This is a genomic window from Caproicibacter sp. (assembly GCF_046707225.1).
Lineage (GTDB): Bacteria > Bacillota > Clostridia > Oscillospirales > Acutalibacteraceae > Caproicibacter.
Genome location: NZ_JBJKOP010000032.1, coordinates 255,834 through 274,682, shown reverse-complemented (window position 1 = coordinate 274,682; position 18,849 = coordinate 255,834). Strand labels below are relative to the sequence as shown.

The 18,849-nt window shown below is 50.9% G+C and carries 19 protein-coding genes and 3 tRNA genes; 3 read left to right on the top strand and 19 right to left on the bottom strand.

What is annotated here, in order from left to right; genetic code table 11:
• Window positions 1-200: 200 nt before the first annotated feature.
• The 11 genes from ACLQ3M_RS07460 to ACLQ3M_RS07410 form a co-directional block, all read right to left on the bottom strand.
• Window positions 201-560: a polysaccharide deacetylase family protein gene (locus ACLQ3M_RS07460; RefSeq protein WP_411677064.1), complete on the bottom strand. Its 360-nt coding sequence runs from the start codon at window positions 558-560 to the stop codon at window positions 201-203.
• Window positions 548-814, bottom strand: coding sequence for an NAD-binding protein (locus tag ACLQ3M_RS07455; protein ID WP_411677063.1), 267 nt, complete (start codon window positions 812-814; stop codon window positions 548-550). Before ACLQ3M_RS07455 ends, ACLQ3M_RS07460 begins: the two co-directional genes overlap by 13 nt.
• Window positions 811-1,281, bottom strand: coding sequence for a potassium channel family protein (locus tag ACLQ3M_RS07450; RefSeq protein ID WP_411677062.1), 471 nt, complete (start codon window positions 1,279-1,281; stop codon window positions 811-813). Before ACLQ3M_RS07450 ends, ACLQ3M_RS07455 begins: the two co-directional genes overlap by 4 nt.
• Window positions 1,278-1,703 carry a hypothetical protein gene (locus ACLQ3M_RS07445; protein WP_411677061.1) on the bottom strand — a complete coding sequence of 142 codons (426 nt, stop codon included), beginning with the start codon at window positions 1,701-1,703 and terminating at the stop codon, window positions 1,278-1,280. The genes ACLQ3M_RS07450 and ACLQ3M_RS07445 overlap by 4 nt, the downstream gene beginning before the upstream one ends.
• On the bottom strand, window positions 1,703-1,894 hold the full coding sequence (locus ACLQ3M_RS07440) for a hypothetical protein (RefSeq protein ID WP_411677060.1): 192 nt from the start codon (window positions 1,892-1,894) through the stop codon (window positions 1,703-1,705). The genes ACLQ3M_RS07445 and ACLQ3M_RS07440 overlap by 1 nt, the downstream gene beginning before the upstream one ends.
• A 159-nt stretch (window positions 1,895-2,053) precedes the next feature.
• Complete coding sequence (locus ACLQ3M_RS07435; protein ID WP_411677059.1) at window positions 2,054-2,752, bottom strand: response regulator; 699 nt, start codon at window positions 2,750-2,752, stop codon at window positions 2,054-2,056.
• A complete protein-coding gene (locus tag ACLQ3M_RS07430) occupies window positions 2,736-4,274 on the bottom strand; it encodes a DUF4118 domain-containing protein (RefSeq protein WP_411677058.1) in 1,539 nt (512 codons plus the stop codon). Before ACLQ3M_RS07430 ends, ACLQ3M_RS07435 begins: the two co-directional genes overlap by 17 nt.
• Window positions 4,255-4,449 carry a DNA-binding protein gene (locus ACLQ3M_RS07425; protein WP_411677057.1) on the bottom strand — a complete coding sequence of 65 codons (195 nt, stop codon included), beginning with the start codon at window positions 4,447-4,449 and terminating at the stop codon, window positions 4,255-4,257. The genes ACLQ3M_RS07430 and ACLQ3M_RS07425 overlap by 20 nt, the downstream gene beginning before the upstream one ends.
• Window positions 4,450-4,613: 164 nt before the next feature.
• Window positions 4,614-4,689: transfer RNA gene (locus ACLQ3M_RS07420), tRNA-Ala, on the bottom strand.
• A 44-nt stretch (window positions 4,690-4,733) separates the two neighbouring features.
• Window positions 4,734-4,812: transfer RNA gene (locus tag ACLQ3M_RS07415), tRNA-Ala, on the bottom strand.
• A gap of 195 nt (window positions 4,813-5,007) precedes the next feature.
• The gene (locus ACLQ3M_RS07410) at window positions 5,008-5,910 is read right to left on the bottom strand and encodes an O-antigen ligase family protein (RefSeq protein ID WP_411677056.1); all 903 of its coding nucleotides are present in this window, start codon (window positions 5,908-5,910) and stop codon (window positions 5,008-5,010) included.
• Between the two features lie 590 nt (window positions 5,911-6,500).
• Between ACLQ3M_RS07410 and ACLQ3M_RS07405 the strand changes: the two genes are divergently transcribed.
• On the top strand, window positions 6,501-8,858 hold the full coding sequence (locus ACLQ3M_RS07405) for an HAD-IC family P-type ATPase (RefSeq protein ID WP_411677055.1): 2,358 nt from the start codon (window positions 6,501-6,503) through the stop codon (window positions 8,856-8,858).
• A 4-nt stretch (window positions 8,859-8,862) separates the two neighbouring features.
• On the opposite strand, the gene ACLQ3M_RS07400 is transcribed toward ACLQ3M_RS07405, so the two are convergent.
• The 7 genes from ACLQ3M_RS07400 to ACLQ3M_RS07370 all read right to left on the bottom strand — a co-directional run bounded on the left by ACLQ3M_RS07400 (window position 8,863) and on the right by ACLQ3M_RS07370 (window position 15,318).
• Window positions 8,863-9,726, bottom strand: a complete 864-nt coding sequence (locus ACLQ3M_RS07400; protein WP_411677054.1) for a polysaccharide deacetylase family protein — start codon at window positions 9,724-9,726, stop codon at window positions 8,863-8,865.
• 67 nt (window positions 9,727-9,793) lie between these two features.
• The gene (trhA, locus tag ACLQ3M_RS07395; protein WP_411677053.1) at window positions 9,794-10,480 is read right to left on the bottom strand and encodes a PAQR family membrane homeostasis protein TrhA; all 687 of its coding nucleotides are present in this window, start codon (window positions 10,478-10,480) and stop codon (window positions 9,794-9,796) included.
• A 61-nt stretch (window positions 10,481-10,541) separates the two neighbouring features.
• On the bottom strand, window positions 10,542-11,444 hold the full coding sequence (locus ACLQ3M_RS07390) for a radical SAM protein (protein WP_411677052.1): 903 nt from the start codon (window positions 11,442-11,444) through the stop codon (window positions 10,542-10,544).
• Window positions 11,434-12,282, bottom strand: coding sequence for a peptidoglycan editing factor PgeF (gene pgeF / locus ACLQ3M_RS07385; RefSeq protein WP_411677051.1), 849 nt, complete (start codon window positions 12,280-12,282; stop codon window positions 11,434-11,436). Before pgeF ends, ACLQ3M_RS07390 begins: the two co-directional genes overlap by 11 nt.
• A gap of 101 nt (window positions 12,283-12,383) precedes the next feature.
• Window positions 12,384-13,277, bottom strand: coding sequence for an exonuclease domain-containing protein (locus ACLQ3M_RS07380; protein WP_411677050.1), 894 nt, complete (start codon window positions 13,275-13,277; stop codon window positions 12,384-12,386).
• Window positions 13,277-15,097, bottom strand: a complete 1,821-nt coding sequence (gene typA / locus ACLQ3M_RS07375; protein WP_411677049.1) for a translational GTPase TypA — start codon at window positions 15,095-15,097, stop codon at window positions 13,277-13,279. Before typA ends, ACLQ3M_RS07380 begins: the two co-directional genes overlap by 1 nt.
• 145 nt (window positions 15,098-15,242) lie before the next feature.
• Window positions 15,243-15,318 (bottom strand) — tRNA-Gly (locus ACLQ3M_RS07370).
• Window positions 15,319-15,464: 146 nt separating this feature from the next.
• Here ACLQ3M_RS07370 and ACLQ3M_RS07365 point away from each other — a divergent pair.
• Entirely contained in the window at window positions 15,465-16,466 is a 1,002-nt protein-coding gene (locus ACLQ3M_RS07365) for a DnaD domain protein (RefSeq protein ID WP_411677048.1), read from the top strand.
• Window positions 16,463-17,470, top strand: a complete 1,008-nt coding sequence (locus ACLQ3M_RS07360; RefSeq protein ID WP_411677047.1) for an ATP-binding protein — start codon at window positions 16,463-16,465, stop codon at window positions 17,468-17,470. Before ACLQ3M_RS07365 ends, ACLQ3M_RS07360 begins: the two co-directional genes overlap by 4 nt.
• A gap of 30 nt (window positions 17,471-17,500) precedes the next feature.
• Here ACLQ3M_RS07360 and prfB read toward each other — a convergent pair whose 3' ends face one another.
• Complete coding sequence (gene prfB / locus ACLQ3M_RS07355; protein WP_411677072.1) at window positions 17,501-18,625, bottom strand: peptide chain release factor 2; 1,125 nt, start codon at window positions 18,623-18,625, stop codon at window positions 17,501-17,503.
• Between the last annotated feature and the right edge of the window lie 224 nt (window positions 18,626-18,849).

The window sequence follows — 18,849 nt, the reverse complement described above, 5'->3', positions numbered from 1 at the left end:
TGGAAGTGGCGGGATCGTCATTCTTCCGGCTTTATGTTGATTTTTCATTTTCTATTTTCTCTTCACGCAAATTGTAAAAAGAGCCCATCCTTCGCTTAACGCGTCAGGTGGGTTCTTCGACAATCTGGGGCGTTTCTGATTTGATCAGAAACGCCCTTAATATATAGAAATATGAAAATTACAGCCCGAAATTAAAACTATTAAGACAATCTCGCAAATTCATAGCCTTCTTCTTTTGCCTTGTCGATAAAGGAACCTAATATTTCCGCATTATCTTTGGAAACGGCATGAAGTAGGTAAATTGCTCCGTTATGAAGACTGCCCACCACTTTCTTATACGCTTTATCAGACCCCATCTGTTTTTGAGGATCCCAGTCAACATAGGCGAAACTCCAAAAGACTGATCTATATTTTAGGCTTTGTACTAAAGCAAGCGTTCTTTCAGAGAATTCGCCCATTGGCGGGCGAAATAATGTCATTGTGTAATTGAAATTTTCCTTGATATAGCTATGCATCTTCGTGATTTCATCGGATGCTTTAGAGATACTCAGAGTCGGCATCGACGGATGGGTGTATCCTCGTCCTTCGAGGTCAGCGCAATTGCGATATCAGCGTCACCTGCATTGGCATCCTCAAGGACAAACGGCCTTGTGCCGTCTCCGTTGATGACCGTCAGCTTTTCAATTTCAGCCAGTTTCATACAATCCTCATATGTATCGTTAATCACCGTTACATGATATCCCTTATTGATTAGAGAAGAAGCCAGGGATTTTGCCTTGTTTCTTCCTCCAATCAGCAACACTCTTGTTTTCATGCTTCTCCCTCCTGAGAATCGGCCGCAGACATATCTGTTTTTGCTAAGATCTTATCAATTTCCTTGGCGGACAAAATGGCGGGGCAGATTGTATCAATCCCAAACTCACGATAAACACATTCTCGTTCAGGATCATATAGTCTGGCTATCACACGGTCAATCTGAAATAATTCACGAGCTATTTGCGCTACCATGATGTTTGCGTTATCATTATTTGTTACAGCAACAACGACGTCTGCTTTATTAATCTGCGCTTCCTGTAAGACACCAAGATCCGTGGCGTCTCCGACTACTGTAAGCCCTCCATAGGAAGGCGACAGTTTGCGGAAAGCGTCCTTGTTTTTATCAATAATCAGGACATTTCCGTCCTCGTCAGAGAGCGCATTCGCAAGGTTTGCACCCAACCTGCCGCAGCCGATCACGATGGTATAATGCTTGTTTGCCTCTGTGTTTCCAAACGGTTTCATTTGCAATTTCTCCTGTCAATGTGGCCAATGCCACGTTCATCGTAATTGATTCTATACTGATCGTGCATTTCCTCCGGACAATCGTTTTCATCAAACGCATAACTGCCATGTGAGAAGAAGGTCCCGAAGCTGTCGAGATTTTGTTTCGCCGGCAGGTATGTGGGGTCAAGCGCCCAGGCGGCGCGAAAATGTTTCATAGCCGCAGGATGGTCCCCCTGCTTTTCAAGCAGTACGCCAAGCAGATTGTGTGGCTCCGGAGCATTCGGATATTTCCCCATAGCATCAAAAATCAGCGCTTTGCATTTTTGATACTCTCCTTCACTTGCGAATGTTTTAACCGCATTACAAAGCGCCGTCAGTTCCTTTTTGCACTCTGATAGTTCCTGAGTCTTCATCACAACCAAGACCTCCTTCTCTTTCATTAAAACCACCCCATAATGAATCCCAGCGGCAACGCAATTAAATACACTGCCGCAGCAACGGCCAGAAGAGTGATAAGCGGCCCTCCAACAAAAACCATGAGAAATGCAGCAAATGGGTGCCGCTTCATAAAATTTGAAATGTATGTATCTACTCTAGACTTGCTTCGGTCAGTCGTCTCAAATGTTTTCATAAATCAAAGCCTCCTTTGAAGCCTCATGGTTTCTTTGCAGTGCTATCTTAGCGCTTATCCTGTGACTTGGGTGTGAGAGGGTGCCGTTTTCTGTGAGAAAGCTGTGAGAAACAGAAAAGCCGCCTTGGGAATCCCAAAGCGGCATTAACTGTATTTAATTTACTCATCCACGAGCCGATAACCTACGCCTATCTCAGTCAATATGTACCGTGGCCTGGCAGGGTTTTTCTCAATTTTTCTCCTGAGCCCGGCCATCAGCGCCCGAAGCGCCTGTGTATCCGTACCATATCCGACGCCATAAATCTCCTTTAAAATATATTTTGTCGTCAGTACTTTCCCGATGTTGTTAAAAAACAGGGCCAAAAGATCATATTCCAACGGTGTGACATGCAGTTCCGCATCTTCCAGATAAATCAATCGCTTGTCGAAGTCTATCTTCAGCTTTCCCACAGAAAGAATTGACTGCGTTTTGCTGCTTTCAATTTTACGCAGATGGCGAAGCGCAACGCGGATACGGGCCATAAGTTCTGTGGCTGAAAACGGTTTTGTCAGATAATCGTCGGCTCCACCGTCCAATGCCGCAGCCTTCTCCTTATCCTGATCGCGAGCCGAAACAACGATAATCGGCATCTCGGACCATTCGCGGACTTTTTTGATTACTTCCATTCCATCGAAATCCGGCAAGCCGAGATCGAGCAGCATCAGATCAATCTGCCCGGATACCAGCTGAGAGAGTGCGTTCTGCGCTGTACCGGCCGTTGTATAGGAAAACCCCTCCTGCTTCAGCGCATAGCAGATGAAATTCCGGATTTGCGTGTCATCCTCCACAACGAGAATCTGTTCATTTCTGTTGAACATTGTTTTTCACCTCCATAGGCAGCGTAAACACAAACTCCGCACCCGGTCCGTCATGCCTGTTATGGGCCGTAATCATTCCCCCGTGCGCGGATATGACTGATTTGCAAATGGCAAGCCCCAAGCCGACGCCGCGCTGAGCGTCAGCCCCTTTTGTGCGAGTCGTGTAAAACATTTCAAAGATATGAGGCAAATCTTCCTCCGCAATTCCTGTTCCGCGATCTGCGACAGTAAACACGGCAGATGCCTTCCCTTTATCTTCTTTAACGCAAACGTCGATTTCTCCATTTGGCGGTGTGTGCTTTATGGCATTATCAATGAGGTTGACCAGTGTCTGTTCTATCAGTCTTGCATCCATCGGAACTAGTAACATCTCGTCGGGAACCCGCACAACGATCTCATGCTCCGGTTCTCTCTTTGAAAAAGCCGCAACCGCAACACCTACCACTTCTTCCACCGCTTCCATCTGTTTGCTCAGGACAAGCTTACCATCCTGAAGGCGTGTCAGATTTAAAATGTTCTCCACCATGGAATGAAGCCAATCGGCATCCTTATAGATGTCTGAAGCCAGCGTGTAGCGCTCATCCTCTTTTTGGGTCATACCCATCAGCATTTCAGATGTGCCCATAATGCCGGAGAGAGGCGTGCGGAGGTCATGAGAAATTGCGCGCAGAAGGTTTCCACGATACCGCTCCTGTTCCGTTTCTTCCCTTGATTTCTGCTGCTCCATTGCGCTGCGGAAGCGGTCCATGGCAAGCGCGGCACTTTCAATCATGGAGCGCAAAAGGCGCTTCTGCGGCTCGCTCATGGAAACGGCGGTTTCTACCGGTATTCTCAAAACGCCCAAGATGGCTTCTCTGCCGTAAATCGGCCAATCATAAAACTCATCGCCTATATCATAAGCGGTTCGCAGACCTTCCATACGGTGTTTTAGTTCAGCGGTGTCCTCTACCTTACGTCGAACCTGTTTCCCCGCACCCTGCTGTTGAATAAAGCTCTGTTCGGGTTGGCCTCTTTCGTCAAAGCAAAGGCAGGCGGCACGGCAGTTCATAATGCTACTGATCGTATCCGTAGTGATGCCGGCGATATCGGACACGTCTGCGGCATCAGTCAGCCGATTGGTCAACTGAAACAAAGCGCTCGTTTCTGATTCTTTTCCCTGTGCATCCAGAGCATTTTTCTTCACTTTGGAAGTCAGAGTACTGGTAATAAATGCGGTGAGCGTCATGATTACAAAAGTGATCAGGTAGGACGGATCATTGACGGACAGCGTGTAGTATGGCGTGGTAAAGAAATAATTGAACGTGCAGGTAGAAAGAATGGATGCAAAAATTCCATAGGCGTATCCACGCGTCAGTCGAGCCGTCATCAGAATAGAGAGAAGGTAAACAATCACAATGTTCGTCTCGGGAAAACCGGCGATGCGGAATATCCAACCGACCCCTGTCGCGGCGGTAATCATCCCGATTGTAGTTAGCGCATATCGAAAACCGTGTTGCGGTTCTTTATTTTTGAAGGAAGTCACTTTTCTTGCCTCCCCGTGTGCGGCAATCAATTGGTTTATCTGATTTGATTGGAACAAGCCAAAGGTTTCCCTTTTTTATGGCGCCTGGAATTCGCCCGGCTACGCAGTAGTAATTCACCATCCGGCTAGTGATGCTCCATTTTTCTCCAACTTCCTTAACCGTCATATAATCCATGATCCTTCACCTCATAAGAATTTGCAATCATTATATTTCATTTTCTCGAAATATGCAAGCAAACAAATTACGCCTTAAAAAATTTTTACTAACAGTATCTCGTAACGACATTATAAATCTAAATATAAAAAATATGGGGCATCGTTATTAACGATGCCCCATATTGGTGGACCTGAACGGGATCGAACCGTCGACCTCCGCGTTGCGAACGCGGCGCTCTCCCAGCTGAGCTACAAGCCCATATGAAATTTTAATGATAAGACAGGTTACTGCTTTGATGGCGCTGAGCCCGATGTGGTTTTACAAACAATCCACGACCTCTCGGATGCGAACCGAACGCTCTCCCAGCTGAGCTACAGGCCCATGTGTTATTCTCAATTTTGCGGCGCGACCCGCGCGACTGTCAAGTAATCATTTTTGACGACGGTTGATATTATATCACGTTGCGGTTGATATTGCAACTGTTAATTTCACTTTTTTCTGAGACTTTCGATAGGATTCAGCCAATTATTCTCCAAACTCAAAAAAGCTCCCGCCAATCGAAGGCAGGAGCATCGATTAATTTTTCAGGTACAAAGCCGCAACCGGATCTCCGGAATAGTCGGGAAGCAAGCTCGGAACCCGTACGTTTTTATCAATATAATCCGACCCGATTCCGGTAGAAGAATAGATCAGTGCAAAAAGGGCGCCCGTTTGAATCCACAAAATCGTGACGTCCGTCAGTCCGTGAACAAAAACAGCGGCAGCGGCGGCTGTCATCAGAATGTTCATATCCATAAATATATGATTGCGGAACCGCAGAAGCAAAAGCTTTGCCTGCACGCCAAAGTAAATTCCTATGGCACCAAATCCGATTACCCCAAAATTCAGTAAAATGTCAAGAATCAAGTTGTGGCAATGGTAAGTTTTGTAACCGGAGAACTGCTGATAAATCATTTGATAGGCCATGGCGCCTCGGCCAAAAAACGGATGCTGTTCAATCCCCTTTACAGATGCCGACCAAATGGAAAGCCGCTGTGAAAGCGTATGGTCAATCGCCTGCGAGCCTCTTGGCATCAGCTGCGGAAAGATTGTAAGCAGCCCGGCCAATACTCCAACCGAAAGGATAAATATCAGCGCAATTTTGTTTTTCTTTTTCAAAAGAAGCATCAGAGTGACCGCCGCGAACATCGCGGTGAAGGAAGAGAAGCTTGCGGTCAGATACAGGCCGATAAAGTTGAGGCCGATCACCGCAAAGTAAAATGCACTCAGTTCAGAATTCGTAAAAACACGGTAAAGAGCAATTAACACAACAAATTCAATAATCATGCCATAATAATTTGCATTGGTAAACACAGACACCGGCCTGTAATCCGGAGCGCTTGCGAATGTAGAAGCTTTTTGATACAACGCCACAAACAGGCTGATAATGCTCCCGACACAAATCAGATCCATCGCCTGATTGAAAATTGAACGCGTCATGATACTGCGTATAAACAACGCGCAACTTACAACCGCATAAATCAAGATGGAATAAGCCATACCGATATAATTGTCATAAATTGCAGCGACAAAAAATGTAACAATTAAAAAAACGAAAAGGAATTTCGTATAAGGGGCCTCAAATGCGCGAACCCTTTTTTTGCAGTTAACCATCGTCATCAGAGCAATGCCGATTATGATAACCATACTGAAATAAAACGGGGCAAAAATCGAGGCAGCCAGCAATAATACCAAAGACCGATCAAAATCCGCACAGATCAGTTGAACCCGCTGAAAAAAGTCAAACCTGATGCTTTCTTTCACAGCTTGAATAATAGCGGTCATCTCCTTTTTTTCAAATTTCCGCTCCTCAGGCCACAATTGACAATTATATCACATTACCAACGCGAAACAAGATAAATTATAAATCGAAACTCCCCGTATGAATCAACTCTATTTGTTAATTATAACGAAAAAGATGAACTGTTTTTTAAGTTTTTAACAATTTATTGGAAACATTCCATGAAACTGCTATTTTTATGATACGATAGTAGACAACAAAACATAAAAAAAGCTGGGAAAACGGAATCATGATGGAAAATAACAATTCTTATTGTAAACGCTTTCACCCCGACTATTCATCCGGACTGAATTCAGATCAGGTTGAATTTCAGCGGGATCACGGCCTTGCAAACGGCGAAGAGGAATCCGGAACCCGCACGGTGGGCCAGATTATTCAAAGCAACCTGATTACTCCCTTTAATATCTTAAATCTTATTCTCGCTTCCTTGATCATTATGGTCGGGTCCTATAAAAATCTTCTGTTTCTCGGTGTAATCGTCTGCAATACACTGATCGGCACCATTCAGGAAATCAGGGCGAAAAAAATGATTGACCGTCTGTCTCTCATTACCGCTCCGAAGGCCCATGTCATTCGCGACGGCAAAGAAAACGAAATTCCGGTTTCCGAACTTGTTCTTGACGACGTCCTGCTTCTTTCAACGGGAAATCAGGTCTGCGCGGACTGCGTCATTCTGGACGGAGAATGCGAAGCAGATGAATCCCTGATCACCGGCGAATCCGACCCGGTGTCAAAGCAGCGCGGCGACAGCCTGCTGAGCGGCAGCTTTCTGGCCGGCGGCAGCTGCAGGGCGCAGGTGGAGCACATTGGAAAAGAAAATTACGCTTCGCAGATCGCGGGAAGCGTTCGCTATTTGAAAAAGCCCAATTCCGAAATTATGACATGGATCAACCGCATCATCAAAATTACGGGTTTTGCCATTATTCCCATCGGCGTTCTGATGTTCTACAAGCAGATGGCCGTTTCCGGGCAGGCGCTCCGGCCCGCCGTGGTCGGGACGGTCGCCGCCCTGATCGGAATGATTCCGGAGGGGCTGGTACTGCTGACCAGCGTCGTTCTGGCCGTCGGCGTGCTCAGGCTGTCGCGGCATAAGGCGCTGGTTCAGGAGCTGTACTCGATTGAAACACTCGCTCACGTGGATACCCTCTGTCTGGACAAAACCGGTACGCTGACACAGGGAACCCTTCAGGCTGAGACAGTCGTACCGCTAAGCGACATCACAAAGGAACAGGCAGAGGAAGCGCTTTCGTCACTTGCAAACGCCATGGACGACAACTCACCGACCATGACCGCCGTTCGGGAAATCATGCCGCAGTCCCCGGGCTGGACCTGCACCGGCAAGATCGCGTTTTCTTCCGCTCGGAAATGGAGCGGCGCGTGTTTTCAGGAAAAAGGCAGCTTTGTTCTCGGCGCAGGGCAATTTATCTTGAAAGATCAGTTCGAAACAATCAGGCCGCAGGTGGAAAAATACGCGAACCGCGGCAAGCGTGTTCTTCTGCTGGCTCATTCCGACAGTCCTCTTGGCGATCATGACCTGCCGGACGGCCTCACCCCGCTGCTTCTCGTCCTGCTCAGCGACAGAATCCGGCCGGGCGTGCGGGAAACTCTCTCCTATTTTGCGGACCAGGGCGTCGAGCTGAAAGTAATTTCGGGGGACGACGTCAGAACGGCGGCAAGCATCGCCGGAAAAGCCGGGCTGAAAGACTCCGACCGCTGCGTGGACGCATCCCAGCTGAAAAGCGAGGAAGAATTGAAGGAAGCCGCCGAGCGTTTCACGGTTTTTGGAAGGGTGACACCGCAGCAGAAACTGACCTTAATCCAGGCATTGAAAGAAAAAAAACATACCGTTGCCATGACGGGAGACGGTGTGAACGACGTTCCCGCCCTGAAAGAGAGCGACTGCAGCGTAGCAATGGCCTCCGGAAGCGACGCCGCGCGCACCGTTTCTCAGATTGTCCTGATGGATTCCGATTTCTCCTCCATGCCCCGCATCGTTGCGGAGGGCCGCCGCTGCATCAACAACCTGCAGCGATCGGCGTCCCTTTTCCTTGTCAAAGCCATCTTTTCCGCCGCCATCGCGGTATTCTTCCTGTTTCTGGCATCCGCGTATCCGTTTCAGCCGATTCAGTTTACGCTGATCAATGCCGTATCCATCGGAACGCCGTCTTTCCTCCTCGCGCTGGAACCGAACCGGGACCGCCTGCACGGAAGTTTTATCGGGAATGTCATGAAAAAGTCGCTGCCCGGTGCGGTAACGATGACCCTTAATATTCTGCTTCTTGTCTCCCTCTCTTCGTACCTCGGGTTTTCCGCGGCGGAACAATCCTCGCTCGCCGTTCTGATTACCGGTTACACCGGGCTTTTAATCCTGTTTAAAGTCTGCCTTCCGTTTAATACGGCCAGAGCGTTTCTCTTTGCTTCCATGACCGCCGCTTTCATTCTGGCGCTGGTCTTCTTCCCTGCCGTATTTGAAGTAACCGCCCCCACAATTCCAATGCTGCTGATTCTGGTGCCGATGTTCTTATTCTCCGCCAGCGTCATGGCGGTCGTCTACCATTTCATCGAACGGATTCTTCTTCGTAAATGACAGGTTACTTCAATCCTAATTTACGAAAAAAAGAATCGCTGGAAATTCCGGTCGGCCTGATATATCGCCCAAGCCCGAATAGGCAGTCCGGGTCTCGCGTGATATAATTCATTTTTTTCATGCAGTTCATACTTGCCTCGAATCCGATTTCATGTAAAACCGGGATCGACTCCTTGCTGACGGCTCCGAACGGATAAACAAACGCGGTGGGCGTATAGCCGGTGTTTTCTTTCATTTCCTGCTGCATTTTTTCCAGATCCTGCTTGAGTACAGACTGATAGGCCGAAGTGCTCTCCTTTTTTAATTTCAGGGCTCCATACCTCTTTTTGGTCGAATGCAGGTTATAGGAATGATTCTGAAACTCGACCAGGCCGGAACGCATCATTTCGTCGATTTCCCCCCAGGTCAGATAGGAGTAGTTCGCATGGTCCGCATCGCCGCCGGTATACAAATCCGTGTAATAACCGACCGGCGAGATTACGATCTTTTCCTGATATTTTTTCACAATTGGAAAGGCATAGTAATAATTATTGTAAAACCCGTCGTCAAAAGTTATCATGACGGGTTTCTCCGGTAGAGGAACCTGCCGATTTACATAGTCCAGAAGATCCTGAACCACAACCGTCTGATAACCGTTCTTTTTCAGCCACGCAAGGTCGCTATCCAAGGTATCGGGAGATACGGTATAGTTCCCCTGCCTGCGCGACTCGCGCAAAATACTGTGGTACATAATGATGGGAAGCGGTACGCCGCGGTCCGCTCCCGCTTGCTGAACCGCCGCAACGGCTCCGCCGCAGAAACCTGATACAAGCAGTACTGCAATCGCTATAAAAAGAAAGTACCTGTGAATTTTCACCGATAAAAACATAAAAACCCGCCTCCGTTTAATATATGGAGGCAGGCAGCCGGATATCACAAATTTCACTTTTAAGCCCTTACATCGGCAGAGCGATGCGGTAAACAACAAAATAATGAAAAACGCTTCCCGCAAGAACAAACAGATGCCAGACGGAGTGGATGTACTTTCTCTTTTTTCCGATTCCGTAAAGAACGGCGCCGACCGTGTAAAAGACTCCGCCGACGATCAGGTTCCTTACCGAGCCGGCGTCAAGGACGGCAATCAGCGGCTTGAAAAAGAAAATGACCACCCACCCCAGGCCAAGATAGCAGCACATGGAAAAGACCCGGAACCGCTGAACGCTGATTGCGTTCAAAACAATCCCCACAACAGAAACACCCCAGACGATAGCGAACAGGACCCAACCGGTCGTACCGCCAAAACAAAGCAGGGAAACGGGCGTGTAGGTACCCGAAATCAGTAAAAAAATAGTGCAGTGGTCCAGAATCCGCAAAATCTGCTTTCCCCTGCAAACACCCATGCCGTGATACAGGGTCGATACCAGATACAGCAGAATCATGGTGCCGCCGAATATGGAGACGCTGATCAGGGTAACCGCGTCCCGCCTGCAGTTTATCAGCAGCAAAATCAGCCCGGCTATGGCAAACAATACCCCAAGGCCGTGCGTGACCGCGTTGAGAATCTCTTCCAGAGCGGTATAGCTCGGCAGCTGAAGTTCTTCTCTGCTCAATTTGCATCTCGTTTGTCCTGCGTTCTTTTCCATGTTATATCGCATCCCATCACATATAGTATCAATTACTATATGATATAGTTTACATCAATATTTAACGCCTGTCAAGGCATTCCAATCCTTCCAGCTGAAACGACGGAATAAAATCTTTTTTCGCCGACTTTTGCTCCTGAACATAACCGTCCAGGTTCAGCGAGAACAGGTGATTCTGAACCTTCTCGTATTCTCTCCGCGTGATCCGTCGGTTCAGCTCCGGAATCTGCTCCGCTTTGCCGCAGGGCACATACTGGGCCATCAGGCTGACGGGGACCCCCGGAAGATTCGCCGCAAGCCAGTCCAGCACGGCGATGGAGTCCCGTGTGTGGCCCGGCAGCATCAGGTGGCGCACCAGTGTCCCCTTGCTCATCGTTCCGTCTTCCTCGTAAACAGCCGGACCGGTCTGCCGCGCCATTTCCAGTACGGCGGCGCGCGAAACCCGCACATAGTCTTCCGCCCCGGAAAGGCGTCCGGCCAGTTCCCCGTCGGCATATTTCAGGTCGGGCAGGTAGATGTCCACCAAACCTTCCAACATCCGCAGCGTTTCCCGTGTCTCATATCCGCCGCAGTTGTAGACGACCGGAACCGGCGGCTTCCACAAAACCAGCGCCTGAACCACAGCCGGCACAAAGTGCGTTGCCGTGACAAGATTGATATTGTGGGCGCCCTGCGACACCAGACGCCGAAACACATCCGACAGCTCCCGCGGGGTCAGTATTCTGCCCGTCCGCCGCTCCGTGCTGATCTGATAATTCTGGCAGAAAACGCATTGAAGCGAGCAGCCCGTGAAAAACACGGCACCGGAGCCGCGCGTCCCGCTCAGGCAGGGTTCCTCCCAGAAATGAAGCGCGGCGCGGGCTACCACCGGGTCCGCCCCCATTCGGCAAAATCCTTTTCCTTCGTCTGCTTCGCGCGGGACACCGCAACGGCGCGGGCAAAGCGTACAGTGCTCAATCCGCATGGTCTTCCTCCCCTTTCAGGGCAAGAAACGCGGAAAGACCGCCGCGTTTTCCTTTGGTCGCCCGATGGGAAAACAGGAGGTCGGAATGACACTGTGTGCACAATCCGGAAACCGTGATATTCTGCTCCGGCACGCCGGCGCGCACCAGAACGCGCCGATTTGCTTCCCACAGATCAATATGGTATTTTCCGCCGCTGTCCTTATGAATCCATTCATCCGGCGAAAGATCCGTCATCCGCGAAAAAACCTCATAGACCGGGGAATCGACTTCGAAGCAGCAGGGGCCGATCGACGGCCCGATGACACAGACCAGGTCCCGCGCAAAGCTGCCGAATTCCCGGGACAGCACCCGAACCGTTTCCGCACCGATGCGTGCGGCTGTGCCGCGCCAGCCGGCGTGCGAAAGGCCGATCGCCTGATGAACGGGATCCGCAAAGAAAAGTGGCACACAGTCCGCGTAGTGCGTCACCAGCGTTACTCCGGTTTCGTTCGTAATCAGACCGTCCACGCCCGCGGGCTTCGGCTTTAAAAACCCTTCCCCGCAATTTTTTCGTCCAACCCGGCGAATCACGGTTTTGTGCACCTGTGAGGACGAGACCAGCGAGTCCGCGTCGAAGCCTGCCGCCGCGCAGATGCGCCGGTAGTTCTCCGTCACGTTTTCGTCGGGGTCCCCCCTGCCGAACGCCAGATTGAGAGAAGAAAATTCATTCCGGCTGACTCCGCCGATCCGCGTGGAAAACGCATGACGCACACATGGCAGAGCCTCCAATGCCGGAAATGTCAGGAATTCAACCCCATTTTTCCGATTTAGCTTCACCTGTTTTTCCAGCAATATCATACCAAGCCTCCGCTTTTTTCTGTGATTTCGATTGTAGCACACAACGCCGATGAGTACAACGAGAAACCTGTTTTGCGGTGATACGGACAAAAAAAGAGAGCTTATTCGCTCTCTTTTGGCGTCTCCGCGCTCTGCGCCTCTTCGGGACTTTTCGGTTCTTCCTGAAACGGCAGAACCGCTTTTTTTACAATCATGCCTTCATATTTCAATTTAAACTGAACCCTGCCGTAAAACCGGTGCCCGCAGTGCTTGCAGATAAACGGGGCGCGGAAGCTTTTATTGCGAAGCTGCCATTTACCAGACCGCCGGGCGCGCCTGCCGCACAAATCGCAGCAAAAGGCCAAGTCCGACGCTTTAATCTGCGGATGGTTCAGGTCGCAGACCGTCACCGTCCGAAATTCCATGCGATTGTAAAATTCCTCGGTTTCGGCATCCTGCAGGAACGGTTTCAGTTTTTCAGGGTTATATAGTCTTTGAAAGCAGCGCAGCGATAGCATACTGTCGGCCAGCGCCCTGTGATGGTCCAAATCGCTGTCGTCAATTTCCAATAGCTGCGCGGCCGTCGAAAGGCCCATCTGCTTGGTCCGGTCATAGGAAAGGCAGCGTTCGCAGTAAGCCTGCAGATTAACATACTGTTTCAGGAACGGAATTCGTCTGTTGCCGCAGAAATAGCGGTAATTTTCAATCAGCGCCAGAATGTCGGAAGTCCCCCACGTCATCACCACGGCGTCGCCCGTCCAGCGCCGGAACCGGCTGACAACCTGCAGAAACTGCGGGCCGTCGGCCAAATCCTCGTTTGTAATGCTGGTCAGATCGCTGATTTTTCCGCTGATCTTTTTTCCGACCTGAGGCCGAATGAACATTTCAAACGTGTCAAGAATATGAAATTTCTCGTCCACCTTTACCGCGCCGCACTCGATGATCTCATTCATAAAGCCCTTGAGCCGCCTGCTGTAAGCGCCGTTCCACTCCAGGTCTAAAATGACGAATTTCATTATTTTTTCCTAGCGGCCTGTTTCATCCGTAGTTCCTTACTCAGAATCATTTTACGCATCCGGATGCTGCTCGGTGTTACTTCGACCAGTTCGTCGGCGCAGATAAATTCAATACACTGTTCCAGGCTCATGATGCTGGGCGGTGTCAGCTTCAGCGCTTCATCGGAGCCGGAAGCACGGGTGTTGGTCGCGTGTTTCTTTTTGCAGATATTGACAACGATATCGTCCGACTTCGGGCTGACCCCGACGATCATCCCCTCGTAAACCTCCACGCCTGGTCCGATGAAGAGCCTCCCGCGGTCCTGTGCGGCGAAAAGGCCGTATCCTGTGGATTCGCCCGTCTCATGGACGATCAGCGAGCCCTGCGGACGCTGGACGATTTCGCCTTTATACGGCTCGTAGCTGTCGAACACGCTGTTCATAATGCCGTTGCCGTTTGTATCCGTCAGAAACTCCTGCCGGTATCCCATCAGGCCGCGCGCCGGAATCTTGAATTCCAGATGGGTGGTGCCGTTTCCGCGGGCGCTCATGTTGACAAGCTCCGCTTTGCGCGTACCGAGCTTTTCCATAACCGCGCCGACATAATTATCCGGAACCTCGATCATCAGAAGCTCAATCGGTTCGCACCTCTTGCCGTTGATCTCCTTGTAAATCACCTGCGGCCCCGTCACCTGAAATTCAAAATTCTGACGGCGCATTTCCTCAATCAAAATGGACAGGTGCAGTTCGCCGCGGCCGGAAACCTTGAACGTATCAGGAGAATCCGTTTCCTCGACGCGCATCGCGACATTCGTCTCCACTTCCTTGAACAGCCGGTCGCGCAGGTTTCGCGAAGTGACGTATTTGCCCTCTCTTCCCGCAAACGGGCTGTTGTTGACCATAAACATCATGGAAACGGTCGGTTCGTCGATCTTGACAAACGGAAGCGGCTCGACCCGGTCGGGCGAGCAGATGGTTTCCCCGATGTTCAGTCCCGTGATGCCCGAAACGGCAATAAGGTCACCCAGCTGCGCTTCTTCCACCTCACGGCGTTTGAGGCCCTCAAACTGATACAGCTTCGTAATTTTTACATTGGCGGTTGTCCCGTCGCGGTGGCAGAGGACGGCGCTGTCGCCCACATGCAGATGTCCGCGCTCTACACGGCCGATGCCGATCCTGCCGACGTAATCGTCATAATCAATATTGGAAAACAGGACCTGCATCGGGCCTTCCGCATCTCCCGACGGTGCGGGAATGTTTTTCAGGATGGCGTCGAACAGGGGCTTCATGTCCCCCTCGCGGACATTCGGATCCTCCGAGGAATAACCGTCGCGGGCGGAAGCGTATACCACTGGGAATTCCAGCTGATCTTCATTCGCGCCGAGTTCGATAAACAGGTCGAGTACTTCGTCAACCACTTCTTCCGGCCTTGCGCCGGGGCGGTCGATTTTATTGAGAACAACAAGCGGCTTTTTGCCAAGTCCCAGCGCTTTCTTCAGTACAAAACGGGTCTGAGGCATGCACCCTTCGAACGCGTCGACCAGTAAAAGCACGCCGTCCACCATCATCAGAATCCGCTCCACCTCCCCGCCGAAATCGGCGTGGCCGGGAGTATCCACAATATTGATCTTGACGTCGTCATACATCACGGCTGTATTTTTGGCAAGTATCGTAATGCCGCGTTCACGCTCCAGGTCATTGGAATCCATAACCCGCTCGCTGACTACTTCGTTCGCACGAAAAACTCCGCTCTGCTTTAGCAGCTGGTCCACCAGCGTCGTCTTCCCGTGGTCGACGTGAGCAATAATCGCGACGTTTCTGACATTGTTTCTTACATCCATCGATTTCCCTCTTCTTTCAAATTCGCAAACATTATTATTATACCATGTGCCGAAGGATTTGTGAACAACGAACCAAAATATTGCAGCCGTTCCCTAAAAAAGCCGCCGCGGAAGTTCCGCGGCGGCTTTTCTCTAAAAAAAGAATTGGAGCGAACGACGAGGCTCGAACTCGCTACCTCCACCTTGGCAAGGTGGCGCTCTACCAGATGAGCTACGTTCGCAACACCCTGAGTGCAAGTGCTATTATATCCAAAACCTTTTGATTTGTCAAGCCGGAAACAGAAAAAAATCCGCATACATTCAAGGTTCCCTATTTTGCGGGGTTATGCTATAATTACGGTTGAAATAAAAATCGGGTAGGGATGAAATGAGTTATACGGTAAATTTGGGAGCATGGAATTCGGTATTTGCAGTCCCCTGTTCCGTCGTTGATAAATATCTGAAGCTGGCCGGATCGGTTCAGCTTAAGGTTCTTCTATGGATTCTGCGCCACGCGGGGGAAACGTTTGAAGCGCAGGACGTCGCGGCGGCTTTGGGAATCGACCGGGCAGACATTGGCGACGCGCTGCTTTACTGGCAGGAAGCCGGTTTTTTCCCTGCGGACCAGCAAACGAAACCCGAGGCCGTGCCGCCGGACGCAAAGGCCCCGGAACAGCCGGAGCAGCCGCCCGCCGAGTCCCATTCCTCCGGCTCCGCCCGCCGGGTTCTTTCCCGTCCGCAGAAACCGGACAGCGGATTCGTTGCAAAACGGGTCGAAGAGTCCACGGAGATTTCGTGCCTGATGCAATCTGCCCAGCAGGTTTTGGGGCGTCTGATTTCCGGCGGCGAATCCGCAACGCTTCTGATGATCCACGACGAGTTCGGCCTGCCCAGCGACGTGATCATCATGCTGCTGCAATACACCGCAAGCATCAGCAAAGCGAACATGCGGTACATAGAGAAAATGGCGATGAACTGGGCCGATGAAGAAATCAACACCCATGAAAAGGCGGAGGAAAAGCTCCGCCGGCTGACCGAATGCCGCCAGGCCTGGCGAAAAGTAGAGCAGGCTGTCGGAATGCCCCACCGCTCGCCCTCCACAAAGGAAGAAGCGTTCGCAGACCTCTGGATTACACAGTGGAAATTCAGCGCCGACATGATCCGTGAGGCCTACGACAGGGCCGTGGACGCGACCGGAAAATTCAGCGCGAGTTATATGAACCGGATTCTGGAGCGCTGGAAAAAGGCCAATATTTCCACCGTGCTGCAGGCGGAACGGGAAAAGATGGAGCGGGCGGCGGCGCGCAAGGGCGGCAAGAGCAGCTCCCTCTCCCAGGATCTGGATGAATTTGAGCGTTCGGGCGTATTTGACAATTTTGACAGGAAGTGATTCTGACGGGATACGATCGGGAAGTATACGAGGCTGCCGGCCGGGTTCTGCGGGAACGCCGCCGGACCGCCGAATCTCAGGCCGAGAAACGCAGGGCCGTTTTTTACAGCGTCTGCCCGGAGGTAGAGGAGCTGGAGCGCCGCCTTGCAAAAACGGCGGTCTTCTCCGCCAAGGCCGTTTTGGGCGGCAAAAACGCGAAAGAACAGTTGGAGCGCCTTCATGAGGAAAACCGTTCGCTTCGGTCCCGGATTTCTGATCTGCTCCGATCGGTAAACATGAAAGCGGAAGATCTGGAGCCGATTTATCACTGTGAAAAGTGCAGGGATACGGGTTATGTGGACGGACGGATGTGTTCCTGCCTGAAAATTGTGCTGAAGGAAGAAGCCTACAACAGGCTCAACGCCCTGACTCCCCTTTCCCTTTCCACTTTCGAGGGATTTTCTCTGGATTATTATCCGGATCAGCCGGAGCACGGTTCGGGACGCTCCCCTAGAAGCGCGATGCGCGAGATTCTGCAAAACTGCAGAAAATATGCGGAAACTTTCTCGACCGCTTCCTCCCAGAATCTGATTATGCAGGGCGCAACCGGGCTGGGCAAGACCCACCTGTCGCTCGCCGTTGCGAATGAAGTGCTGCAAAAGGGATACGGCGTAGTTTACTGCTCCGTGAACAACCTGATTTCCCGTTTGGAAAACGAGCACTTCGGCCGGGAAGAAACCGGAGACACCGGCAGTCTGCTGGAATCGTGCGATCTGCTGATCCTCGACGACCTGGGGACGGAATTCCGCAGCTCGTTCTCTGTTGCGGCCATCTACAATATTGTCAACACGCGGCTGCTGCTGCGCCGCCCCACCATTATCAGCACCAATTTATCCATGCGGGAACTTCAGGACCGCTATTCCGACCGGTTCGCCTCGCGAATCGCGGGAAACTACGTCAGGCTGATGTTCCTCGGCCACGATAACCGCATGCAGAAGCTTTTATACCGGCACACAAAAAAATGAGACCGCCCGGCGGTCTCATTTCTATTTCGGTCATTCCCCGGAGGCGAGTTTCTCCTGGCTTCTGGATTTTAAATAGGCATTGATAAATCCGTCCAGATCGCCGTCCATCACGGCGTCGATGTTGCCTGATTCAAAGCCGGTGCGATGATCTTTCGCCAAGGTGTAGGGCATAAACACATAAGAGCGAATCTGGGAGCCCCACGCGATTTCCTTCTGCACGCCCTTGATATCCTCAATGCGCTCCAGATGCTCGCGCTCCTTGATTTCCATCAGCTTGGATTTAAGCATTCTCATGGCGACGTCGCGGTTCTGGTACTGGCTGCGTTCCACCTGGCAGGCAACGACAATCCCCGTTGGAATATGCGTCAGCCGGACGGCGGAGGAGGTCTTGTTGACCTTCTGCCCGCCGGCGCCGCTCGCGCGGTAATAGTCGATTTTAATGTCGTCGGGGTTGATTTCCACTTCGATCGTGTCGTCGATTTCCGGCATTACCTCCAATGAGGCAAACGAAGTATGTCTGCGCCCGGAAGCGTCGAACGGAGAGATGCGGACCAGTCGGTGGACGCCCGACTCGCCCCGCAGAAAGCCGTATGCGTTTTCTCCGCTGACCAGGATGCTGGCGCTTTTCAGGCCCGCTTCTTCGCCGTCCAGATAATCGAGCGTCTGCACGGTGAATCCGTGGCGCTCGCCCCAGCGGCAGTACATGCGGTACAGCATCTCCGCCCAGTCCTGAGCCTCCGTGCCGCCCGCGCCCGCGTGAAACGTCAGAATCGCGTTTTTCGCGTCGTATTCGCCCGTCAAGAGCGTTGTCAGCCGCATGGAATCAAGCCCCTCGCGGAACTCGTTCAGCTCTTGCTGTGCCTGCGGCAGCAGAGAAAGGTCGCTTTCTTCATCCGCCAGCTCAATCAAGGCCATCAGGTCTTCATAAGCGGATTTCAGGCGTTCATAAGATTCTATTTTATTTTTGAGTGAACTGGACCTTTGAAGAATTTTCTGCGATTTTTCCATGTTATCCCAAAAATCCGGCGCGGTCGCCTTCTGGTCCAGCTCGGCAATTTCCTTGCGCATGCCGTCAAGGCCGAGCGCGTCGGCCAGTTCCTTCAGCTCCGGCTCCAGGCCCTGCAGCGAAAGCCGAAGTTCTTCATATTGCAGCATCATATCATCCTTCAGAATAAAATCTATCCGTTTGATTATAGATTATTTTAAGATTAAAGTCAAAAAATACTTTATGAATCCGGCGCGTTCGTTTTCCAGATCAGGGTCAAACAGACACTGATTTTGTCTGTTTGATCCAAATTTATGAATTAGTTGAAAACTTATGAGGCAAAACATTGAAGTTTTCCCGAATTTTTTATACAATGGAAACATTGAAGGAGGTT

Excerpts from the sequence above, each read along its gene's own strand:
- ACLQ3M_RS07460 (WP_411677064.1), bottom strand. The coding sequence starts at position 560 with ATGCCGACTCTGAGTATCTCTAAAGCATCCGATGAAATCACGAAGATG.
- ACLQ3M_RS07455 (WP_411677063.1), bottom strand. The coding sequence starts at position 814 with ATGAAAACAAGAGTGTTGCTGATTGGAGGAAGAAACAAGGCAAAATCC.
- ACLQ3M_RS07450 (WP_411677062.1), bottom strand. The coding sequence starts at position 1,281 with ATGAAACCGTTTGGAAACACAGAGGCAAACAAGCATTATACCATCGTG.
- ACLQ3M_RS07445 (WP_411677061.1), bottom strand. The coding sequence starts at position 1,703 with ATGAAAGAGAAGGAGGTCTTGGTTGTGATGAAGACTCAGGAACTATCA.
- ACLQ3M_RS07440 (WP_411677060.1), bottom strand. The coding sequence starts at position 1,894 with ATGAAAACATTTGAGACGACTGACCGAAGCAAGTCTAGAGTAGATACA.
- ACLQ3M_RS07435 (WP_411677059.1), bottom strand. The coding sequence starts at position 2,752 with ATGTTCAACAGAAATGAACAGATTCTCGTTGTGGAGGATGACACGCAA.
- ACLQ3M_RS07425 (WP_411677057.1), bottom strand. The coding sequence starts at position 4,449 with ATGGATTATATGACGGTTAAGGAAGTTGGAGAAAAATGGAGCATCACT.
- ACLQ3M_RS07410 (WP_411677056.1), bottom strand. The coding sequence starts at position 5,910 with ATGACGCGTTCAATTTTCAATCAGGCGATGGATCTGATTTGTGTCGGG.
- ACLQ3M_RS07405 (WP_411677055.1), top strand. The coding sequence starts at position 6,501 with ATGATGGAAAATAACAATTCTTATTGTAAACGCTTTCACCCCGACTAT.
- ACLQ3M_RS07400 (WP_411677054.1), bottom strand. The coding sequence starts at position 9,726 with ATGTTTTTATCGGTGAAAATTCACAGGTACTTTCTTTTTATAGCGATT.
- trhA (WP_411677053.1), bottom strand. The coding sequence starts at position 10,480 with ATGGAAAAGAACGCAGGACAAACGAGATGCAAATTGAGCAGAGAAGAA.
- ACLQ3M_RS07390 (WP_411677052.1), bottom strand. The coding sequence starts at position 11,444 with ATGCGGATTGAGCACTGTACGCTTTGCCCGCGCCGTTGCGGTGTCCCG.
- pgeF (WP_411677051.1), bottom strand. The coding sequence starts at position 12,282 with ATGATATTGCTGGAAAAACAGGTGAAGCTAAATCGGAAAAATGGGGTT.
- ACLQ3M_RS07380 (WP_411677050.1), bottom strand. The coding sequence starts at position 13,277 with ATGAAATTCGTCATTTTAGACCTGGAGTGGAACGGCGCTTACAGCAGG.
- typA (WP_411677049.1), bottom strand. The coding sequence starts at position 15,097 with ATGGATGTAAGAAACAATGTCAGAAACGTCGCGATTATTGCTCACGTC.
- ACLQ3M_RS07365 (WP_411677048.1), top strand. The coding sequence starts at position 15,465 with ATGAGTTATACGGTAAATTTGGGAGCATGGAATTCGGTATTTGCAGTC.
- prfB (WP_411677072.1), bottom strand. The coding sequence starts at position 18,625 with ATGCTGCAATATGAAGAACTTCGGCTTTCGCTGCAGGGCCTGGAGCCG.